Annotated in this window: 16 protein-coding genes; 12 read left to right on the forward strand and 4 right to left on the reverse strand. The window is 70.6% G+C overall.

Going from position 1 to position 17,323, the window contains the following annotated elements:
* The first annotated feature begins 144 nt into the window (after positions 1-144).
* The 8 genes from ruvC (at position 145) to ABWV20_RS18780 (ending at position 8,905) form a co-directional block, all read left to right on the forward strand.
* Positions 145-729 (forward strand): crossover junction endodeoxyribonuclease RuvC, encoded by a 585-nt coding sequence (gene ruvC / locus ABWV20_RS18745; RefSeq protein WP_353357898.1) that lies wholly within the window; start codon positions 145-147, stop codon positions 727-729.
* Entirely contained in the window at positions 726-1,331 is a 606-nt protein-coding gene (gene ruvA / locus ABWV20_RS18750; RefSeq protein WP_353357901.1) for a Holliday junction branch migration protein RuvA, read from the forward strand. The genes ruvC and ruvA overlap by 4 nt, the downstream gene beginning before the upstream one ends.
* Positions 1,328-2,431, forward strand: coding sequence for a Holliday junction branch migration DNA helicase RuvB (ruvB, locus tag ABWV20_RS18755; RefSeq protein ID WP_353357903.1), 1,104 nt, complete (start codon positions 1,328-1,330; stop codon positions 2,429-2,431). The genes ruvA and ruvB overlap by 4 nt, the downstream gene beginning before the upstream one ends.
* A gap of 212 nt (positions 2,432-2,643) precedes the next feature.
* Positions 2,644-2,970, forward strand: a complete 327-nt coding sequence (gene yajC, locus ABWV20_RS18760; RefSeq protein WP_353357905.1) for a preprotein translocase subunit YajC — start codon at positions 2,644-2,646, stop codon at positions 2,968-2,970.
* A gap of 9 nt (positions 2,971-2,979) precedes the next feature.
* On the forward strand, positions 2,980-4,875 hold the full coding sequence (gene secD, locus ABWV20_RS18765; protein ID WP_353357907.1) for a protein translocase subunit SecD: 1,896 nt from the start codon (positions 2,980-2,982) through the stop codon (positions 4,873-4,875).
* Positions 4,872-6,038: a protein translocase subunit SecF gene (gene secF / locus ABWV20_RS18770; protein ID WP_353357909.1), complete on the forward strand. Its 1,167-nt coding sequence runs from the start codon at positions 4,872-4,874 to the stop codon at positions 6,036-6,038. The genes secD and secF overlap by 4 nt, the downstream gene beginning before the upstream one ends.
* A complete protein-coding gene (locus tag ABWV20_RS18775; protein ID WP_353357911.1) occupies positions 6,035-6,592 on the forward strand; it encodes an adenine phosphoribosyltransferase in 558 nt (185 codons plus the stop codon). Before secF ends, ABWV20_RS18775 begins: the two co-directional genes overlap by 4 nt.
* 27 nt (positions 6,593-6,619) lie before the next feature.
* On the forward strand, positions 6,620-8,905 hold the full coding sequence (locus ABWV20_RS18780) for a RelA/SpoT family protein (RefSeq protein WP_353357913.1): 2,286 nt from the start codon (positions 6,620-6,622) through the stop codon (positions 8,903-8,905).
* A 108-nt stretch (positions 8,906-9,013) separates the two neighbouring features.
* On the opposite strand, the gene ABWV20_RS18785 is transcribed toward ABWV20_RS18780, so the two are convergent.
* Positions 9,014-10,852: a DUF349 domain-containing protein gene (locus tag ABWV20_RS18785; RefSeq protein WP_353357915.1), complete on the reverse strand. Its 1,839-nt coding sequence runs from the start codon at positions 10,850-10,852 to the stop codon at positions 9,014-9,016.
* Entirely contained in the window at positions 10,849-11,697 is an 849-nt protein-coding gene (locus ABWV20_RS18790) for a peptidylprolyl isomerase (protein ID WP_353357917.1), read from the reverse strand. Before ABWV20_RS18790 ends, ABWV20_RS18785 begins: the two co-directional genes overlap by 4 nt.
* Positions 11,698-11,877: 180 nt before the next feature.
* Here ABWV20_RS18790 and ABWV20_RS18795 point away from each other — a divergent pair, with 180 nt between their 5' ends.
* Together ABWV20_RS18795 and hisS are read left to right on the forward strand one after the other, a co-directional pair.
* Positions 11,878-12,579, forward strand: coding sequence for an MBL fold metallo-hydrolase (locus ABWV20_RS18795; RefSeq protein WP_353357919.1), 702 nt, complete (start codon positions 11,878-11,880; stop codon positions 12,577-12,579).
* Entirely contained in the window at positions 12,576-13,934 is a 1,359-nt protein-coding gene (hisS, locus tag ABWV20_RS18800) for a histidine--tRNA ligase (RefSeq protein WP_353357921.1), read from the forward strand. The genes ABWV20_RS18795 and hisS overlap by 4 nt, the downstream gene beginning before the upstream one ends.
* Positions 13,935-14,042: 108 nt before the next feature.
* Here hisS and ABWV20_RS18805 read toward each other — a convergent pair whose 3' ends face one another.
* Positions 14,043-14,654 (reverse strand): hypothetical protein, encoded by a 612-nt coding sequence (locus tag ABWV20_RS18805; RefSeq protein ID WP_353357923.1) that lies wholly within the window; start codon positions 14,652-14,654, stop codon positions 14,043-14,045.
* A gap of 120 nt (positions 14,655-14,774) precedes the next feature.
* Positions 14,775-15,071 carry a hypothetical protein gene (locus tag ABWV20_RS18810; protein WP_353357925.1) on the reverse strand — a complete coding sequence of 99 codons (297 nt, stop codon included), beginning with the start codon at positions 15,069-15,071 and terminating at the stop codon, positions 14,775-14,777.
* Positions 15,072-15,231: 160 nt separating this feature from the next.
* Between ABWV20_RS18810 and ald the strand changes: the two genes are divergently transcribed.
* Positions 15,232-16,347 (forward strand): alanine dehydrogenase, encoded by a 1,116-nt coding sequence (gene ald / locus ABWV20_RS18815; RefSeq protein ID WP_353357927.1) that lies wholly within the window; start codon positions 15,232-15,234, stop codon positions 16,345-16,347.
* On the forward strand, positions 16,344-17,321 hold the full coding sequence (gene xerD / locus ABWV20_RS18820) for a site-specific tyrosine recombinase XerD (RefSeq protein ID WP_353357981.1): 978 nt from the start codon (positions 16,344-16,346) through the stop codon (positions 17,319-17,321). The genes ald and xerD overlap by 4 nt, the downstream gene beginning before the upstream one ends.
* The last annotated feature ends 2 nt before the right edge of the window (positions 17,322-17,323 follow it).

The following is a 17,323-nucleotide window of genomic DNA, read 5'->3' on the forward strand; positions in this document are numbered from 1 at the left end:
ACTGAGGCCGTATGCCGCTGGGCTCGGTCCCAGCACCGGGCGGGGCCGGGCGCGGCGTGCCTTCCACGGATCCGGGGGAGCGGGCCGCTACGGTTGAGCCGAACACGTGTTCGGTCAGCAGCTGGTCAAGTCTGGAGGTGGGTCGTGCGCGTCCTCGCGGTGGACCCGGGCCTGACGCGGTGCGGCGTCGGCGTCGTCGACGGTCTGCCCGGCCGGCGCCTCGCGCTCGTCGACGTCGGGGTCATCCGCACCCCGTCGACCGACCCGACCCCGAGGCGGCTCGTGGCCCTGGAGGACGAGCTGCGGCTGTGGTTCGAGCGCCACCAGCCGGAGGCCGTCGCCATCGAGCGCGTCTTCGCCGACACCAACGTCTCGACCGTGCTGGGCACGGCCCAGTGCACCGGGATCGTGATGATGCTCGCCGAGCGCCGAGGGCTCCACGTCACCCTGCACACGCCCACCGAGGTCAAGGCCGCCGTCAGCGGCAGCGGCCGGGCCGACAAGCGGCAGGTCACCGCGATGGTCACGCGACTGCTCGGACTCGACAGCCCACCCCGGCCGGCCGACGCTGCCGACGCCCTGGCGCTGGCGATCTGCCACGTGTGGCGAGGCGGCACCCAGAGCCGCTTCGCGCAGGCCGCCGAGGCCCACGCCTCGACCGTGGTCGCTGCCCGAGCCGCCGCCACCCGCAACCGCCGAACCACGACTGCTGGAGTGCCTCGCCCATGATCGCCTCTCTGTCCGGAACCGTCCTCAAGGCCGGCCTCGACTCCGTCGTCGTCGCGGTCGGGGGGGTGGGCATGCTCGTCCACACGACGCCGGCGACCGCTGCCTCGGTGCGCGTCGGCCAGGCCGCGGAGCTCGCCACGACCCTCGTGGTGCGGGAGGACTCGCTGACGCTCTACGGCTTCGCGACGGACGACGAGAAGCACGTCTTCGAGACCGTGCAGACGGTGTCCGGGGTGGGGCCACGGCTGGCCCTGGCCCTCCTCGCCGTCCATGACCCGACGTCGGTGCGCCGGGCGCTCGGGTCGAGCGACATCGCGGCGCTCACGAAGGTCCCCGGCATCGGGAAGAAGGGCGCGGAGCGACTCGTCCTCGAGCTGCGCGACAAGCTCGGCGCCCTGGGCGGCTCGACGGGTGCCCCGGGCGTCACCACCCACCGGACGGACGGCGAGCAGTGGAGAGAGCAGGTCCGCGAGGCGCTCGTCGGCCTGGGCTGGACGGTGCGACAGGCCGACGACGCGCTCGACCGGGTCGCCCCCCAGGCGGCTGACGGCGCCAGCGTCTCCGCGATGCTTCGAGCCGCCCTCCAGGAGCTGGGCCGATGACCGTCGACGAGCAGGCCTGGGACCAGTCCTACGAGGCCACGGCGCGGATCGTCGACGCCCGCAGCGACTCCGACGACCGGCAGGTCGAGGCCGCGCTGCGGCCGCGGCGCCTCGACGACTTCCCCGGCCAGACCAGGGTGCGAGACCAGCTCGGCCTCGTGCTCAAGGCGGCCAAACGGCGGGGCACGCCACCCGACCACGTGCTGCTGTCGGGGCCGCCGGGCCTCGGCAAGACGACGCTCGCGATGATCGTCGCCAGTGAGCTCGAGCAGCCCATCCGGATCACCTCGGGGCCCGCGATCCAGCACGCGGGCGACCTCGCCTCGATCCTCTCCTCGCTCGCCGAGGGAGAGGTCCTCTTCCTCGACGAGATCCATCGCATGTCCCGCGCCGCGGAGGAGATGCTCTACCTCGCGATGGAGGACTTCCGCGTCGACGTCATCATCGGCAAGGGGCCGGGCGCCACCGCGATCCCGCTCGAGCTGCCGCCGTTCACCGTGGTCGGTGCGACGACCCGGGCCGGGCTGCTGCCCGCCCCGCTGCGCGACCGCTTCGGGTTCACCGGCCACCTCGACTTCTACGACCCGAGCGACCTGGTGACGATCCTGCACCGGTCGGCCCGCCTGCTCGACCTCGAGGCGGACGAGGACGGCATCGTCGAGATCTCGCTGCGCTCGCGAGGCACCCCGCGCATCGCCAACCGTCTGCTGCGGCGGGTGCGCGACTGGGCTCAGGTCCACGGTGACGGCAGGGTCAGCCAGGCTGCCGCCCGACAGGCCCTCGCGCTCTTCGACGTCGACGAGCGCGGCCTCGACCGGCTCGACCGGGCCGTCCTCGACGCCCTCTGCCGGCGCTTCAGCGGCGGCCCCGTGGGGTTGTCGACGCTCGCGGTCGCCGTGGGGGAGGAGCCCGACACGGTGGAGACCGTGGCCGAGCCCTTCCTCGTCCGCGAGGGTTTCATGGTCCGCACCCCGCGTGGGCGGGCGGCCTCGGCGCTGGCGTGGCAGCACCTGGGGCTGACCGCTCCGCTCGACGCCCAGGGCCTCTGGGCCGCCACTCTTCCGCTGGAGGAGACGTCCGGCGGACGCTTCGAGACGTGACCCCGACGCAACCGCGGCCAAAACGTGACCGAGCTGAGCGGCATACAGCTTCCCCTCGGTCTGACAAACCCGCACACCGGACGTAGACTCCTGCGGGCACCTCCGCCGCCACCGCGGCACCATCATGTGCCTCCGGACGTTTGACGTGGAGTCCGCCCGACCGCTGGGTCGCGCGCTGCCCGGATCGAGAAGTCGAAGGATTTGAGCCTGATATGGATAACCCCAGCGGGGCCTCCTCGTTGATCATCCTGGCCCTGCCGCTGATGCTGCTGGGCTGGATGTTCTGGAGCGCCAACCGGCGCACGAAGCAGATGCGCCAGTTCAACTCCTCGCTCAACGTCGGTGACCAGGTCGTCACCTCGTCGGGCATCTTCGGCACGATCCGGCACCTCGACGACGTCAGCGCCCACCTCGAGGTGGCAGAAGGCACGATCATGCGTTTCGACCGCAGGGCGCTGGCCATGAAGCAGGCCGACGTGACGGCCCCGCCACCCGGCCGGGCACCGTCGTCGGACGACGTGTCCGAACCCGGTCAGTGAGGCCGGACCGTGGCTCGTAGCACCATCAGGAAGTCGGCTCTGCGGAGCCTGACCGCCCTCCTCGCCCTGACCATCGCCCTCGCCGCCCTGGCCGGCGGGCTGTTCCAGTGGGCCGATGGGCAGCTCACCCCGCGCCTCGGCCTCGACCTCGAGGGTGGGACCGAGATGGTCCTCGCGCCCGTCATCGAGGACGGCTCGGCCATCAACCCCGGCCAGCTCGACCGCGCCGTCGAGATCATCCGCCAGCGCATCGACGCCAACGGCGTCGCCGAGAGCGAGATCTCGACGCAGGGCGGCCGCAACATCGTCGTCGCCATCCCGGGCACGCCGTCGGAGGAGCAGCTCGACGCGATCCGCAAGCCGTCCCAGCTGCGCTTCCGCGCCGTCTTCGTCCAGGACTTCCAGGCGACCGCGCCCCAGGCGAACTCCGGCGCCACGCCGTCCGGCACCGCCACCACCCCGGGCGCGACGGGTACGGCCACCGGCACGGCCACCGGCACCGCGACCGGCACCCCCACGGCCTCCGCCACCACGGCAGCCAACGGCGTGGTTCCCGAGGCGCTGCGCGCCGCCACCACCGCCCCGACGACCTCCCCGTCCGGCACCGCCACGAGCACCTCCCCGAGCACGCAGACACCCACTCCGACCCCGACCCCACCGACGGCCGCCGAGCTCGAGGCAGCGATCGCCGCGCAGACGTCGCGAGGCCTGCTGACCCTCGACTGGGAGCAGAAGAAGGCCGACGAGGCAGCCGCGAAGGTCGCCAAGGAGTACGTCGCCCTCAACTGCCTGGAGCCGGGCGCGGTCGACAAGGCCCCCGACCTCAAGGACGCCCCGATGGCGACCTGCGGCGAGGACGGCGTCTCCAAGTACGTCCTCGGGCCCGTCGAGATCGACGGGAGCGAGATCCGGGACGCCACGAGCGGCTACCAGCCGGGCCCGACCGGCCAGCCCACCTCGATCGTCGAGGTCGCGCTGTCGTTCAAGGACGCCGGCCGGACGAAGTTCGCTGACGTGACCAAGCGGCTCGTCGGGCTGCAAGGGCAGCCGCCGCTCGACCAGTTCGCGGTGGTCCTCGACAAGCGGGTCATCACGGCGCCGCAGGCGAAGGCGGTCATCACCGACGGGCGCGCGTCGATCACCGGGTCCTTCACCCTCGACTCCGCCAAGCGGCTGGCCGAGCAGCTGAAGTTCGGTGCCCTGCCGATGTCGTTCGCCCTGCAGACCAACGACACGATCACGCCACAGCTCGGCGAGGAGCAGCTCCGGCTCGGGCTCCTCGCCGGCCTCATCGGCCTGGTCCTCGTCGTGCTCTACTCGCTCTTCCAGTACCGCGCGCTCGGCATGGTCACCGTGATGTCGCTCGTCGTCGCTGCGCTGCTGACCTACCTCGCCCTGGTCGTGCTCGGGACGACGCACGGCTTCCGCCTGACCATGGCCGGCGTCACCGGTGTCATCGTGGCGGTCGGCGTCACGGCGGACAGCTTCATCGTCTACTTCGAGCGGATCCGAGACGAAGTGCGTGAGGGCCGACCCCTCGTCGCAGCGGTCGAGACGGGCTGGAAGCGGGCCCGACGGACGATCATCGCGGCCGACGCCGTCAACATGCTCGCCGCCGTCGTCCTCTACCTGCTCGCCTCGGCCAACGTCCGCGGCTTCGCGTTCACGCTCGGCCTGACGACGCTCATCGACCTCGCGATCGTCGTCCTGTTCACCCACCCGATGGTCCAGCTGCTCGCCCGGACCGAGTTCTTCGGCAACGGCCACAAGTGGTCCGGCCTCGACCCGCAGCGGCTCGGCGCCAAGGAGGCTCCGCGCTACCGCGGTCGCGGCCAGTTCCGACCCGCCGGGCCGGCACCAGTGACCCGCGCGACGCGTCCCGCCGAGGGGAAGGCCCAGGCATGATCAACTTCGCCCAGTTCGGCAACGATCTCTACACGGGACGCCGGTCGATCGACTTCGTCCAGCGGCGCAGGGTCTGGTACACCTTCTCCGCTGTCCTGCTGGCCATCGCCCTGTCCGGAATCCTCTTCAAGGGCCTCAACTTCGGCATCGAGTTCCGAGGCGGCATGGAGTTCCGGGTGCTCGGGGTGACCAACACCCAGAACTACGAGGCACGGGCCCAGGAGGCGGTCAACGACGCGGGCATCGCCGGCTCCGTGACGACGACGATCGTCGGTGGCAACACGCTCCGGGTCCAGACCGAGACGGCCCAGGACCGCACCGACGCCGCGCGGACGAGCCTCGCCGAGACCTTCGACGTCGGTCGCGACACGGTGAGCTCGACCCTGATCGGTCCGAGCTGGGGAGCCGCGGTCAGTGAGCAGGCGATCCGCGGACTCATCGTCTTCCTCATCCTCGTCACCATCGTCATGGCGTTGTACTTCCGCACCTGGAAGATGGCCGTTGCCGGCCTGGCGGCCCTCCTGCACGACCTCGTCGTCACGGTCGGCATCTACTCGCTCTTCGGCTTCGAGATCACCCCATCGTCGATGATCGGGTTCCTCACCATCCTCGGGTACTCGCTCTACGACACGGTCGTCGTGTTCGACAAGGTCCGCGAGAACACGGCCGAGGCATTCCACACGAAGCGGATGACATACGCCCAGGCCGCCAACCTCGCGGTCAACCAGACGCTCGTCCGCTCCATCAACACGACCGTGGTCGCGCTGCTTCCCATCGCGGCGATCCTCTTCGTCGGCTTCACCATGCTCGGCCCGGGCACGCTGCTCGACCTCTCGCTCGCGCTCTTCATCGGCATCGCCGTCGGCGCCTACTCCTCGATCTTCATCGCGACGCCGCTGCTGGTGCAGCTGCGCCACAAGGAGCCGGCCGTCATGGACCTCGACCGGTATGTCGCCAGGCACGGTGCCAAGCTGTCCCGGCGCGCAGAGGCACCCGTCGGCGGCGCCGACCTGACCGGCGAACCGATCGCGGTCGGGGCCGCGGAGCGGAGCGGGGAGCCCGGCGCCGGCGCGGGGGCGGCAGGGGCCACCCGTCCGGTGCACAAGTACGCCCAGGCCGGTCCGCGCAACCAGCCGCGACGCGCGCCGAAGTCCAAGCGGTGAGCGCGGGCGTGGGCTCCGCCGAGGACTCGCGCGAGGCGGTTGCCGAGATCGTGCGGACGCATCTGCGCGACATCCCCGACTTCCCCAAGCCGGGCGTGGTGTTCAAGGACTTCACGCCGCTCATCGCTGACGGCCCGGCCATGCGGGCCCTTGTCGTCGACATCGCCGGGCGCTACGCCGGGCGCGTCGACGTCGTCGTGGGGATCGAGGCCCGTGGCTTCATCCTCGGTGCCGCGGTGGCCTACGAGCTCGGCCTCGGCATGGTGCCGATCCGCAAGGCCGGCAAGCTGCCAGGGGAGACCTTCAAGGAGTCCTACGCGCTCGAATACGGCCACGCCGAGATCGAGGTGCACACCGACGCCTTCCTGCCCGGCCAGCGCGTCCTCATCATCGACGACGTCCTCGCGACCGGGGGAACCGCTGAGGCGACCGCGGCTCTCGTCGAACGCGCCGGTGCGGTCGTGACGGCCATCGAGGTCGTCCTGGAGCTCGCGTTCCTCGAGGGTCGCAGGCGTCTCGGCGACCGGGACGTGAACGCCATCCTCACGGTCTGATTTGCCGTGGCCCCCTAGACTCAATTCATGAGCGAGGAGGTCAGGAGCGAGCTGAGCGCCCCATCGCGGGTGCGCGCTCGCTTTGCCCGCTTCGGCGCGAGCCGGCCGTCGGGCAACCCCGTCCTCGAGCCGCTCATGACGGCGGTGCGGCAGAACCATCCCAAGGCTGACCTCTCGGTCATCGAGCGGGCCTACGCGGTCGCCGAGCGGGCGCATGAGGGCCAGATGCGCAAGAGCGGTGACGCCTACATCACGCACCCGTTGGCCGTCACGCAGATCCTCGCCGAGCTCGGCATGACGCCGCCGACCCTCGCGGCGGCGCTGCTCCACGACACCGTCGAGGACACGTCCTACGGCCTCGACGAGCTGCGGCGGGACTTCGGCGACGAGATCGCCATGCTCGTCGATGGCGTCACGAAGCTCGACAAGGTCACCTACGGCGAGGCCGCCCAGGCCGAGACGGTGCGCAAGATGGTCATCGCCATGGCCCGCGACATCCGGGTGCTCGTCATCAAGCTCGCCGACCGCCTCCACAACGCCCGGACATGGCGATACGTCAGCCCGGAGTCCGCGAAGCGCAAGGCCAACGAGACCCTGGAGATCTACGCTCCGCTGGCCCACCGTCTCGGGATGAACACCATCAAGTGGGAGCTGGAGGACCTGTCGTTCGCGACGCTCTACCCCAAGGTGTACGACGAGATCGTGCGCCTCGTCGCAGAGCGCGCTCCCGCACGCGAGGAGTACCTCGCCGGTGTGCGGACGCAGGTCTCCGAGGATCTGACGGCGGCGAAGATCAAGGCCGTCGTCACCGGACGGCCCAAGCACTACTACTCCGTCTACCAGAAGATGATCGTCCGCGGCCGTGACTTCGAGGACATCTACGACCTTGTCGCAGTCCGCGTCCTCGTCGACACGGTGCGCGACTGCTATGCCGCTCTCGGCGCGTTGCACGCGAGGTGGAACCCGGTCCCCGGCCGGTTCAAGGACTACATCGCGATGCCGAAGTTCAACATGTACCAGTCGCTGCACACCACGGTCATCGGGCCGCAGGGCAAGCCGGTCGAGATCCAGATCCGCACCCACACGATGCACCGTCGGGCCGAGTACGGCGTCGCGGCCCACTGGAAGTACAAGGACCAGACAGTCGGCGCACCGGCCAAGCCCGGCGATGGCGTCCCGCAGAACGACATGGCCTGGCTGCGCCAACTCCTGGACTGGCAGCGCGAGACCGAGGACCCGGGGGAGTTCCTCGACGCCCTGCGATTCGAGATGGGCTCGAGCGAGGTCTACGTCTTCACGCCCAAGGGCTCGGTGGTCGCCCTGCCCGTCGGCGGCACCCCGGTCGACTTCGCCTATGCAGTCCACACCGAGGTGGGCCATCACTGCATCGGCGCGCGAGTCAACGGGCGGCTCGTGCCGCTCGAGTCGACCCTCGAGAACGGCGACGTCGTCGAGGTGCTCACCTCGAAGGCCGACGGAGCCGGGCCGAGCCGCGACTGGCTCGGCTTCGTCAAGAGCGCCCGGGCACGCAACAAGATCAAGGCCTGGTTCTCCAAGGAGCGTCGCGAGGAAGCGATCGACGCGGGCAAGGAGAGCATCGCCAAGGCGATGCGCAAGCAGAACCTCCCGCTCCAGCGCCTCATGAGCCACGAGTCGATGACGGCGGTCGCCACCGACCTGCGCTACCAGGACATCGAGGCGCTGTATGCAGCGGTCGGCGAGGGGCACGTGTCCGCGCAGCACGTCGTGGCCAAGGTCGTCGCCTCGATGGGCGGCGTGGAGGGCGCCACCGAGGACCTGGCCGAGGCCACCGTCCCGACGCGGGGGGCGGCCCGGCGCCGCCGCGGCGGCGATCCCGGCGTCGTCGTCGTGGGGACGGCCGACGTGTGGGTCAAGCTGGCCAAGTGCTGCACGCCGGTGCCGGGTGACCCGATCCTCGGTTTCGTGACGCGGGGGAGCGGGGTGTCGGTGCACCGGGTCGACTGCACCAACGCCTCCCAGCTGACGGCCAACCCTGAGCGGCTCATCGACGTCGAGTGGGCCCCGTCCTCGGCGAGCGTCTTCCTCGTCCAGCTCCAGGTGGAGGCCCTCGACCGCAACCGCCTGCTCAGCGACGTGACCCGGGTCCTGTCCGACCAGCACGTCAACATCCTGTCGGCGTCCGTCCAGACGTCACGTGACCGGGTGGCCATCTCGAGGTTCACCTTCGAGATGGGTGATCCGACCCACCTCGAGCACGTCATCAAGGCGGTTCGCCGGATCGACGGCGTCTTCGACGTGTACCGGGTCAACGGCGGGAAGTCGACGGCATAGGTCGGCCGCCGCGTCGAGGTCGAGCGCGCAGCTCGCGACCCGCCAGTCCACATCGAGAGAGCAGTTCGCGACATACACCCCGTGTCGCGAACTGCTCTCTCGATCGGGTCAGCCGCCGAACTCGCGGACCCCGGCACGAGCCTGGTCGAGCCAGGCCTGGCGGGCCTCCAGCGCGTCCTTCGCCTTCTTCACCTTGGCCGGGTTGCCGGACGCCTCCGCCTTGGCGAGGTCGTCCTCGAGGTCAGCCACGGCGCGTTCGAGCTGCTCGACCATGCCCTGGGCGCGGGCCGCAGCTTCGGGGTTCGTCGAGCGCCACTTGCGGTCCTCGGCCTCGCGGACCGTCTGCTCGACGCGTCGCATGGCCTTCTCGATGCGGTCCATGTCATTCCGCGGGACCTTGCCGGCAGCATCCCACTTGTCCTGGATGACGCGGAGCTGTGCCTTCGCCCGCTCGAGGTCCGTGACGGGCAGGAGCGCCTCGGCCTCGACGAGGAGGGCCTCCTTGACGGCAAGGTTGCCGCGGTACTGCTCCTCCTCGGCCGCCACGACCGCGTCCTTGGCCGCGAAGAACGCATCCTGCGCAGCCTTGAACCGGGCCCAGAGGCGGTCGTCGTCGGTCCGGCTCGCGCGACCGGCCCGTCGCCAGTCGTCCATGAGCCGTTTGAACGCGCCGGCCGTCGCCGCCCAGTCCGTGCTCGTCGAGAGCTGCTCGGCCTCGGCGACGAGCCGCTCCTTGGCCGCCTTCGCCTCCGAGTGCACCGCGTCCAGGCTGGCGAAGTGGGTGCGCCGGGCCTTGTCGAACCGGTTACGGGCGGCGCTGAAGCGCTGCCACAGCTTGGTCTCGGTCTCGCGGTCGAGGCGCGTGGCGGAACGCTGGTGTGCCTTCCACTCGTCGAGGAGCTCCCGCATGCGGGCACCGCTCTGCTTCCACTGGATCCTGCTCTCGGGCTGCCCCGCGATGGACTCCGCCTCGTCGACGATCCGCTCGCGCTCCGCGGTCGCCGCAGCCCGCGCCTCGGCACGATGCTGTTGTTCGACGGTGCGCTTGGCGGCGACGCCCGACTGGATCTCGTCGAGCTTGGTGGCGAGGGCTTCGAGGTCCCCGACGACGGCGGCCTCCTCGACCTGCCCCGTCAGCACCTTCAGCGCCTCGGCGACGTCCTTCGAGGGCACCTCCGGCTGCGCGAGGCGCTGCTCCAGGAGCACCGCGGACGCGTAGAGCTCGTCGTACTTCCGGGCGAAGTAGGTGAGCGCTTCGTCCGCAGTCGCGCCGGGATACGAGCCGACCTCCTTGTCGCCCTCCTTGGTGCGGACGAAGACCGCGCCGGTCTCGTCCACGCGGCCGAAGGCCGCTGACGCCGAATGGTCGGTCGTGATCGCCGGAGGGGCGGTTGGCGCGACTGGGTGCGGAGCGGACTTGGCGAGCGCGGCCGGCGTGGGGATGGCGCTCGGCTTGGGGATCGATGCCGGCGTCGGTGCGGCAGCTGGAGCCTCGGGTTCCGCGGGCGCCTCTGCGGGAGCCTCAGCGGGTGCCTCGGGTTCCGCGGGCGCCTCGGGGGTCGACTCGGGGGTCGACTCGGGGGTCGACTCGGGGGTCGACTCGGTGGCGGCGTCAGTGCCGGGTTCGGCGGGCGCCTCGGGTTCGGCGGTCGCCTCAGCGGGTGCCTCGGGCTCCGCGGTCGCCTCAGCGGGTGCCTCGGGTTCCGCGGGTGCCTCAGCGGGTGCCTCAGCGGGAGCCTCAGGGGTCGACTCCGTGGCGGCGTCAGTGCCGGGTTCGGCGGGGGCCTCAGCGGGCACGTCGGGGGTCGGCTCCAGGGTCGACTCCGGGGTCGGCTCAGGGGTCGGCTCAGGGGTCGGCTCCGGGGTCGGCTCCGGGGTCGGCTCCGGAGTCGACTCGGTGGCGGCCGCGGTTGGTGTCGGCTGCTCAGGCTGGTTGCTTTCCGTCATGCCTTCTTCTCCGTGACCTTCACGCTGAGGATGCTGATCGGCGACACCGGCGTCCCGTCAGCCGGGTTGGGGTCGAGCGCCTTGTTCGCCGCGATCTTCTCAACGATGTCGAGACCTTGGGTGACCTTGCCGAAGATCGTGTAACCGCCGCCCTCGGTGGGCAGCTGGGATTCCTTGTATGTGATGAAGAACTGACCGCCGTTGCTGTTCGGGTCCTGGGTGCGGGCCATGGCGAGGATTCCGACGGGGTACGTGCCGTCGGCGGGCGCGTTCTCGATGCCGTACGTGTAGCCGGGGCCACCCGAGCCGGTTCCGGTCGGGTCGCCGCACTGGAGGACGAAGATGCCCTCCGTCGTCAGGCGGTGGCACGGGCTGGGGGCCCAGTAGCCCTCCTTGGCCAGGTGCATGAAGGAGGCGACGGTCTGCGGCGCCTTGGTGCCATCGAGCTCAAGGGTGATCTCACCGCAGGTGGTGTCGACCGTGGCAACCCAGGTCTTGCCGGCAGCTGCGGCCTTGTCGGGCACCTCCGTGAAGGACTTCGGCGCGGTCTGGAGCGCGGGCGGCTCGACACACCCGTCCGCCAGCTTCTGACCCGCGGCAAGCCCACCGTTCGCGCCGTCCGGGGCCGTGGTGGGGGCGGTGCTGGATGATGCGCCGGGCTTCGCGTCGGTCCGGTCAGGGATGAGCTGAGGCACGACGAGGACGGCGGCGAGGATGAGGATGACAGCGAGAATGACGCCGAAGACCTGCTTGTCGCGCGTCGCGTCACCGACGGGCGGCTTCTGGGTCTTCTCCAGTTCTTCGTGGCGGCGGCGCGCGCGGGCGCGTTCCTGCTCTTTCGTCACAAACTCTCCTCGGACGGGATGTGCCGGGATCAGCCCGGGCGTTCGGTCATTTTAGGGACCGTTGTCTCGCTGGTCGTGCCCAACGGGTCACGACTGCGTGACAACTCCACCTTTTCACAGCGGCACCACCGGTGACGTATGCCGCTGGGTCGCCTTCCGCGGCGTCGTTAGGCTCCCAGCGTGCTGACCATCGCCTTTCCCGCCCTCGCGTTCGACACGAACTGCTACGTCCTGGCTCCGGCGGCAGGTGAGGAGTGCGTCATCGTCGATCCCGGGATCGGCGTGGAGGACACCCTCCGTGAGGTCCTCGCGACGCACCGCCTGCGCCCCGCCGCGGTGCTGCTGACCCATGGCCACGTCGACCACGTGTGGTCAGTCACGCCCGTGTGCGGCGCCGACACGGCCGCCTACATCCACACCGACGACCGCTACCGGCTCGTCGACCCCCTCGGCCAGAGCAACTCCGGACTCGCGGCCATGCTCGAGCAGCAGTTCGGCTCCCGGGCCAGCTGGGCCGAGCCGAGCAACGTCGTCGAGATTCGAGACCGAGCCCGCCTGACGCTCGCCGGGCTCGAGTTCGACGTGCTGCACGCCCCCGGCCACACCGAGGGCTCGGTGATGTTCGGCACGGACGGTGTCCCGGACGGTGTCGCCGACCAGGTCGACGTCGACCGGACCATGCTGACCGGTGACGTCCTCTTCGCCGGCTCGATCGGCCGTACGGACCTTCCGGGTGGTGACCACGGTGCGATGCTGCGCAGCCTGCGCGACGTCGTCCTGCCACTGCCGGACACGACCCTTGTGCTGCCCGGCCACTACCACGCCACGACCATGGCCCACGAGCGCACCACCAACCCCTACCTGAGAGACTTGCCCGCGTGAGCAACCCGCAGCCCGCCACCGCGACGACGACCAAGGTCACCCCGATCAGTGGCTTTCCCGAGTACCTCCCGTCCGAGCGCATCGTCGAGCAGCGCTTCCTCGACGTGATCCGGGAGACGTTCGAGCTGCACGGTTTCTCCTCGATCGAGACTCGTGCCATCGAGCCGGTTGACCGGCTCCTCGGCAAGGGCGGCGACACCGACAAGGAGATCTACGGCGTGTCCCGGATCGCCGGCGAGGACTCGGACGGCGCGAAGTGGGGCCTGCACTTCGACCTGACCGTGCCGTTCGCGCGCTACGTGCTCGAGAACGCCGGAAAGCTCTCCTTCCCGTTCCGGCGCTACCAGATCCAGAAGGCGTGGCGTGGTGAGCGGCCTCAGGAGGGCCGTTATCGCGAGTTCACCCAAGCCGACATCGACGTCGTGGACGTCGGCGCCCTGTCACCGCACTTCGAAGCAGAGATGCCGCTCGTCATCGCGGACGTCTTCAGTCGGTTCCCCGTCGGCGACTTTGTCATCCAGGTCAACAACCGCAAGATCCCCAACGGCTTCTACCAGGGCATCGGCCTGTCGGACGTCACGGGCACACTGCGGATCGTCGACAAGCTCGACAAGGTCGGGTCCGACACGGTCGGCGAGATGCTCGTCGCGTCCGGCGCCACCCGTGGCCAGGCAGATCGCTGCCTGGCCCTTGCCGCGATCCGCACCGCTGACCTCAGCTTCGTCGACCGAGTCCGGGATCTCGGCGTGACCCACCCCTTGCTCGACGAGGGCCTCGAGTCCCTGAGCACGGTCATCGGCACCGCGATGGCCCACGCACCGGGCAAGGTCGTGGCGGACCTGCGCATCGCCCGCGGCCTCGACTACTACACCGGCACGGTGTACGAGACGCAGTTCATCGGCCACGAGAGCTGGGGGTCGTTCTGCTCCGGCGGTCGGTACGACGCGCTCGCCTCCGACGGACGCAACACCTACCCTGGCGTCGGCATCTCGATCGGCGTGTCGCGCATCCTCGGCCTCCTCATCGGAGAGGGCCTCGTCAAGGCTTCGCGGTCGACCCCTGCAGCGGTCCTGGTCGCCCTGACGGACGACGAGTCGCGCGACCGCTCGGTGGCGGTCGCCTCGGCACTGCGCGCGCGAGGTGTGCCGTGCGAGGTGGCTCCCTCAGCATCCCGTTTCGGCAAGCAGATCCGCTACGCCGAGCGGCGGGGGATCCCCTTCGTCTGGTTCCCCGGAGCGGGGGAGACGGGTGACGAGGTCAAGGACATCCGCAGCGGCGAGCAGGTGCCCGCCTCCGCAGACAGCTGGGTGCCACCGCAGGAGGACCTGCGCCCCACGGTCACGCGCGCCGACTGAACCGAGCTCCGCCACCACGACCTCGAGTGGCCCCGCTTTCCACACGACCCGTGTGGAAAGCGGGGCCACTCGAGCTGAGGGGGTGGGTGAGTGCGTGGGCCGGAGGCCTCAGGAGTCCCGCGGCGGGCGCAGTCCCTCGTCTCGCAGCTCGAGCGCCGCCAGAGCCCGGACCACCTCCGGCTCCCGGCGCCGCCACGCACCGACAGGATCGCTGCTGATCCTGGCGAGGGCCGTCATCGGCTGGTTGGCCAGCGCACGGAGCGCGAACAGGTCCAGGTCGTCGCTCGAGTCGATGAACCGCTGCGCGGTCGAGGCGCGGCGGATGAACCGGACGCGCACCCACAGCCAGAGGCCGCCGACGGTGAGGATCGGGAAGAGAGCCGTCAGCACGCCGAGCCAGTCCGCGACGCTCTCGACGGTGGCGGCCATGTCGGTGCCCGCGTCTCGCAACGTCGTGCCCGAGCCCGCGGCGCGGTCGAGCCAGGACTCCAGCTCGTCTCCCACGAGCGGAAGGCGGCCCGCCTGGTCCCCGGCGCCCGTCAGTGCGCCGTGCACCGAGTCGCCGGCGGACGTCAGTGAGTCGGCTGGGGCACGCAGCTGCCGCAGGGTGTCATGGACCTGCCGCCCGAGCCACAGCCAGGCCGCGACCCATCCGAGGACAACGACGTCGGCGAGCAGCTGGCGGGTGCGGCGAGCGGTGGTGTCCGCATAGAGCTTCATCGACGACCTCTCGGAACGGTCCGGGCACGGAGCTGCGCCTCGGTGACGGAGCGAGCCCAGCGGCATACGGAGTGGATCAGCGGACCCGAGCGGGACGCCGGTCCGGTGCCGGCGACCAGCTCACGCACTGGGCTCGGACAGCGCAGCGACGAGGACCACATACGCGACGACGACGATGACCAGCGTCGCGAACCATGCCACGAGAAACCCTGCGGCATAAGGGCGCAGCCGCGGGCGGCTGAACGCGATCACCCCGCCGACGACACTCGGCAGGCCGGCGACGAGAAGGGCTGGGAATCCGCCGTGTCCGACCATGGCCCCGACGAGGAACGACAGGACGATCATCCCGCCGGCGACGAGCGCCCCGATGGTGGTCGGGCGCCAGTGCGCGGCCGGCGATGGTGCTGGCGGGTTCATGGCTGCACGATGACACATCGGCACGCGTCCGTGAGTGAACAGGTCCGGCGCATGTGCCGCTCGGCGCGTGACTACAGTGGGGAGCGCGCCGGCGCGACCCGCCGGCCGGGCCCGCGGCAACGAAGCCGCGGCCCCCCTCATCGGAAGGATCAGACCGCAGATGAAGGTTGGCATTCCACGCGAGGTGAAGAACCACGAGTACCGCGTGGCCATCACCCCCTCCGGCGTGCACGAGCTCGTCCGCAACGGACACGACGTCTTCGTGGAGCGCGACGCCGGCCGCGGCTCCTCGATCCTCAACGAGGACTACGAGGCGGCCGGGGCAGCCATCCTCGACACGGCCGACGACGTGTGGGGTACCGCAGACCTCATCCTCAAGGTGAAGGAACCGATTGCGGAGGAGTACCCGCGGATGCGGGAGGGCCAGGCCCTCTTCACCTACCTCCACCTCGCTGCCGACAAGGCGCTCACCGAGGAGCTCGTCGCCCGCAAGGTGACCGGGATCGCCTATGAGACGGTCGAGCTGCCTGATCACAGCCTCCCGCTGCTGGCCCCCATGTCCGAGGTCGCGGGCCGGCTCGCGCCCCAGGTGGGCGCTCATGCCCTCATGCGCGCCGAGGGCGGACGCGGCATCCTCATGGGCGGTGTGTCCGGGGTCTACGCCGCCAAGGTCGTCGTCATCGGCGCCGGCGTGTCCGGGATGAACGCTGCGGCGATCGCGCTCGGGATGCAGGCAGAGGTGCTGCTGCTGGACCGGGACATCAGCAAGCTGCGCCACGCCGACTTCATCTACCAGGGTCACTGCCAGACGGTGGCGTCCAACGCCTATGAGATCGAACGAGCCATCGCCGACGCCGACATGGTCATCGGGGCCGTCCTCGTCCCCGGCGCCCGTGCACCACGCCTCGTCACCAACGAGCAGGTCTCGCGGATGAAGCCCGGCTCCGTGCTCGTCGACATCGCGATCGACCAGGGCGGATGCTTCGAGGACTCCCGGCCGACGACGCACGCCAACCCGACCTACACGGTCCACGACTCGGTGTTCTACTGCGTGGCCAACATGCCGGGAGCGGTTCCGCACACGAGCACCTACGCGCTCACCAACGTCACGCTGCCGTACGCCATCGAGCTGGCGAACCGCGGGTGGCGGGAGGCCCTCCGGGCAGATCACGCGCTCGGCCTCGGCCTCAACACCCACGGGGGAGCAGTCACGTACGCCCCCGTGGCCGAGGCCCACGGCATGACCTCGATCACCCTCGACGAGGCCCTGTCCTGACCCCTCCGGCACCGGCCGACCCGACAGGGGCGCCTCCTTCGCCGCCCGAGCCGCGGACCACACAGCTCGACCGTGAGGTCCGCGGCTGGCTCGACCACGTCCGGGTGGAGAGGGGCGCCACGGAGAACACCCTCAAGTCCTACGAGCGGGACCTGCGCAAGTACCGGCACTACCTGCACGACCGCGGGATCGAGCGGGCCGGCGCCGTGACGGAGCGGGACGTTACCGACTTCCTCGCCTCGCTCCGCGAGAGAGGCCTCGCGGCCTCCTCCGCGGCGCGCACCCTCGTCGCCGTCCGGGGCTTCCATCGGTTCCTGGCGCTCGAGGGCGAGGTGGCGGGAGACCCGGCGGGCAACGTGGCCCCACCGACGCCGCCCAGCCGCCTGCCGAAAGCCATCGCCGTCGATGCCGTCGAGCGGCTGCTCGCAGCCGCATCGGTCGGCGACACGCCCGAGTCGCTCCGCGACCGCGCGCTGCTCGAGGTTCTCTACGGCATCGGAGCCCGGATCAGCGAGGCGGTCGGTCTCGACGTGGACGACCTCGAGACCGGCGGTCCCGGTGAGGTGGGCGTCGTACGGCTCCTGGGCAAGGGCGGCAAGGAGCGGATCGTCCCGGTGGGACGCTTCGCGGTCGAGGCGGTCGACGCCTACCTGGTGCGCGGACGACCTGCCCTGGCGCAGCGCGGGCTCGGAGGACCGGCCCTCTTCCTCAACACGCGGGGGCGGCGGCTGTCCCGGCAGAGTGCCTGGTCGGTCGTGCAGCGCGCCGCCGACCGCGCCGGGCTCACCGAGCACGTGTCCCCCCACACGTTGCGCCACTCCTTCGCCACCCACCTGCTCGACGGTGGCGCCGACGTCAGGGTCGTCCAGGAGCTGCTCGGGCACGCGTCCGTGACGACCACGCAGATCTACACCCTCGTGTCGCCACACCGATTGCGGGAGGTCTATGCCGGGGCTCACCCGCGCGCGCGCTGATA

This window comes from Intrasporangium sp. DVR, assembly GCF_040365325.1.
Classification (GTDB): domain Bacteria; phylum Actinomycetota; class Actinomycetes; order Actinomycetales; family Dermatophilaceae; genus Intrasporangium.

What these genes read in the sequence shown, in the direction of transcription:
- ruvA (WP_353357901.1), top strand. Translation starts at nt 726, where the DNA reads ATGATCGCCTCTCTGTCCGGAACCGTCCTCAAGGCCGGCCTCGACTCC.
- ruvB (WP_353357903.1), top strand. Translation starts at nt 1,328, where the DNA reads ATGACCGTCGACGAGCAGGCCTGGGACCAGTCCTACGAGGCCACGGCG.
- yajC (WP_353357905.1), top strand. Translation starts at nt 2,644, where the DNA reads ATGGATAACCCCAGCGGGGCCTCCTCGTTGATCATCCTGGCCCTGCCG.
- secF (WP_353357909.1), top strand. Translation starts at nt 4,872, where the DNA reads ATGATCAACTTCGCCCAGTTCGGCAACGATCTCTACACGGGACGCCGG.
- ABWV20_RS18780 (WP_353357913.1), top strand. Translation starts at nt 6,620, where the DNA reads ATGAGCGAGGAGGTCAGGAGCGAGCTGAGCGCCCCATCGCGGGTGCGC.
- ABWV20_RS18785 (WP_353357915.1), bottom strand. Translation starts at nt 10,852, where the DNA reads ATGACGGAAAGCAACCAGCCTGAGCAGCCGACACCAACCGCGGCCGCC.
- ABWV20_RS18805 (WP_353357923.1), bottom strand. Translation starts at nt 14,654, where the DNA reads ATGAAGCTCTATGCGGACACCACCGCTCGCCGCACCCGCCAGCTGCTC.
- ABWV20_RS18810 (WP_353357925.1), bottom strand. Translation starts at nt 15,071, where the DNA reads ATGAACCCGCCAGCACCATCGCCGGCCGCGCACTGGCGCCCGACCACC.
- ald (WP_353357927.1), top strand. Translation starts at nt 15,232, where the DNA reads ATGAAGGTTGGCATTCCACGCGAGGTGAAGAACCACGAGTACCGCGTG.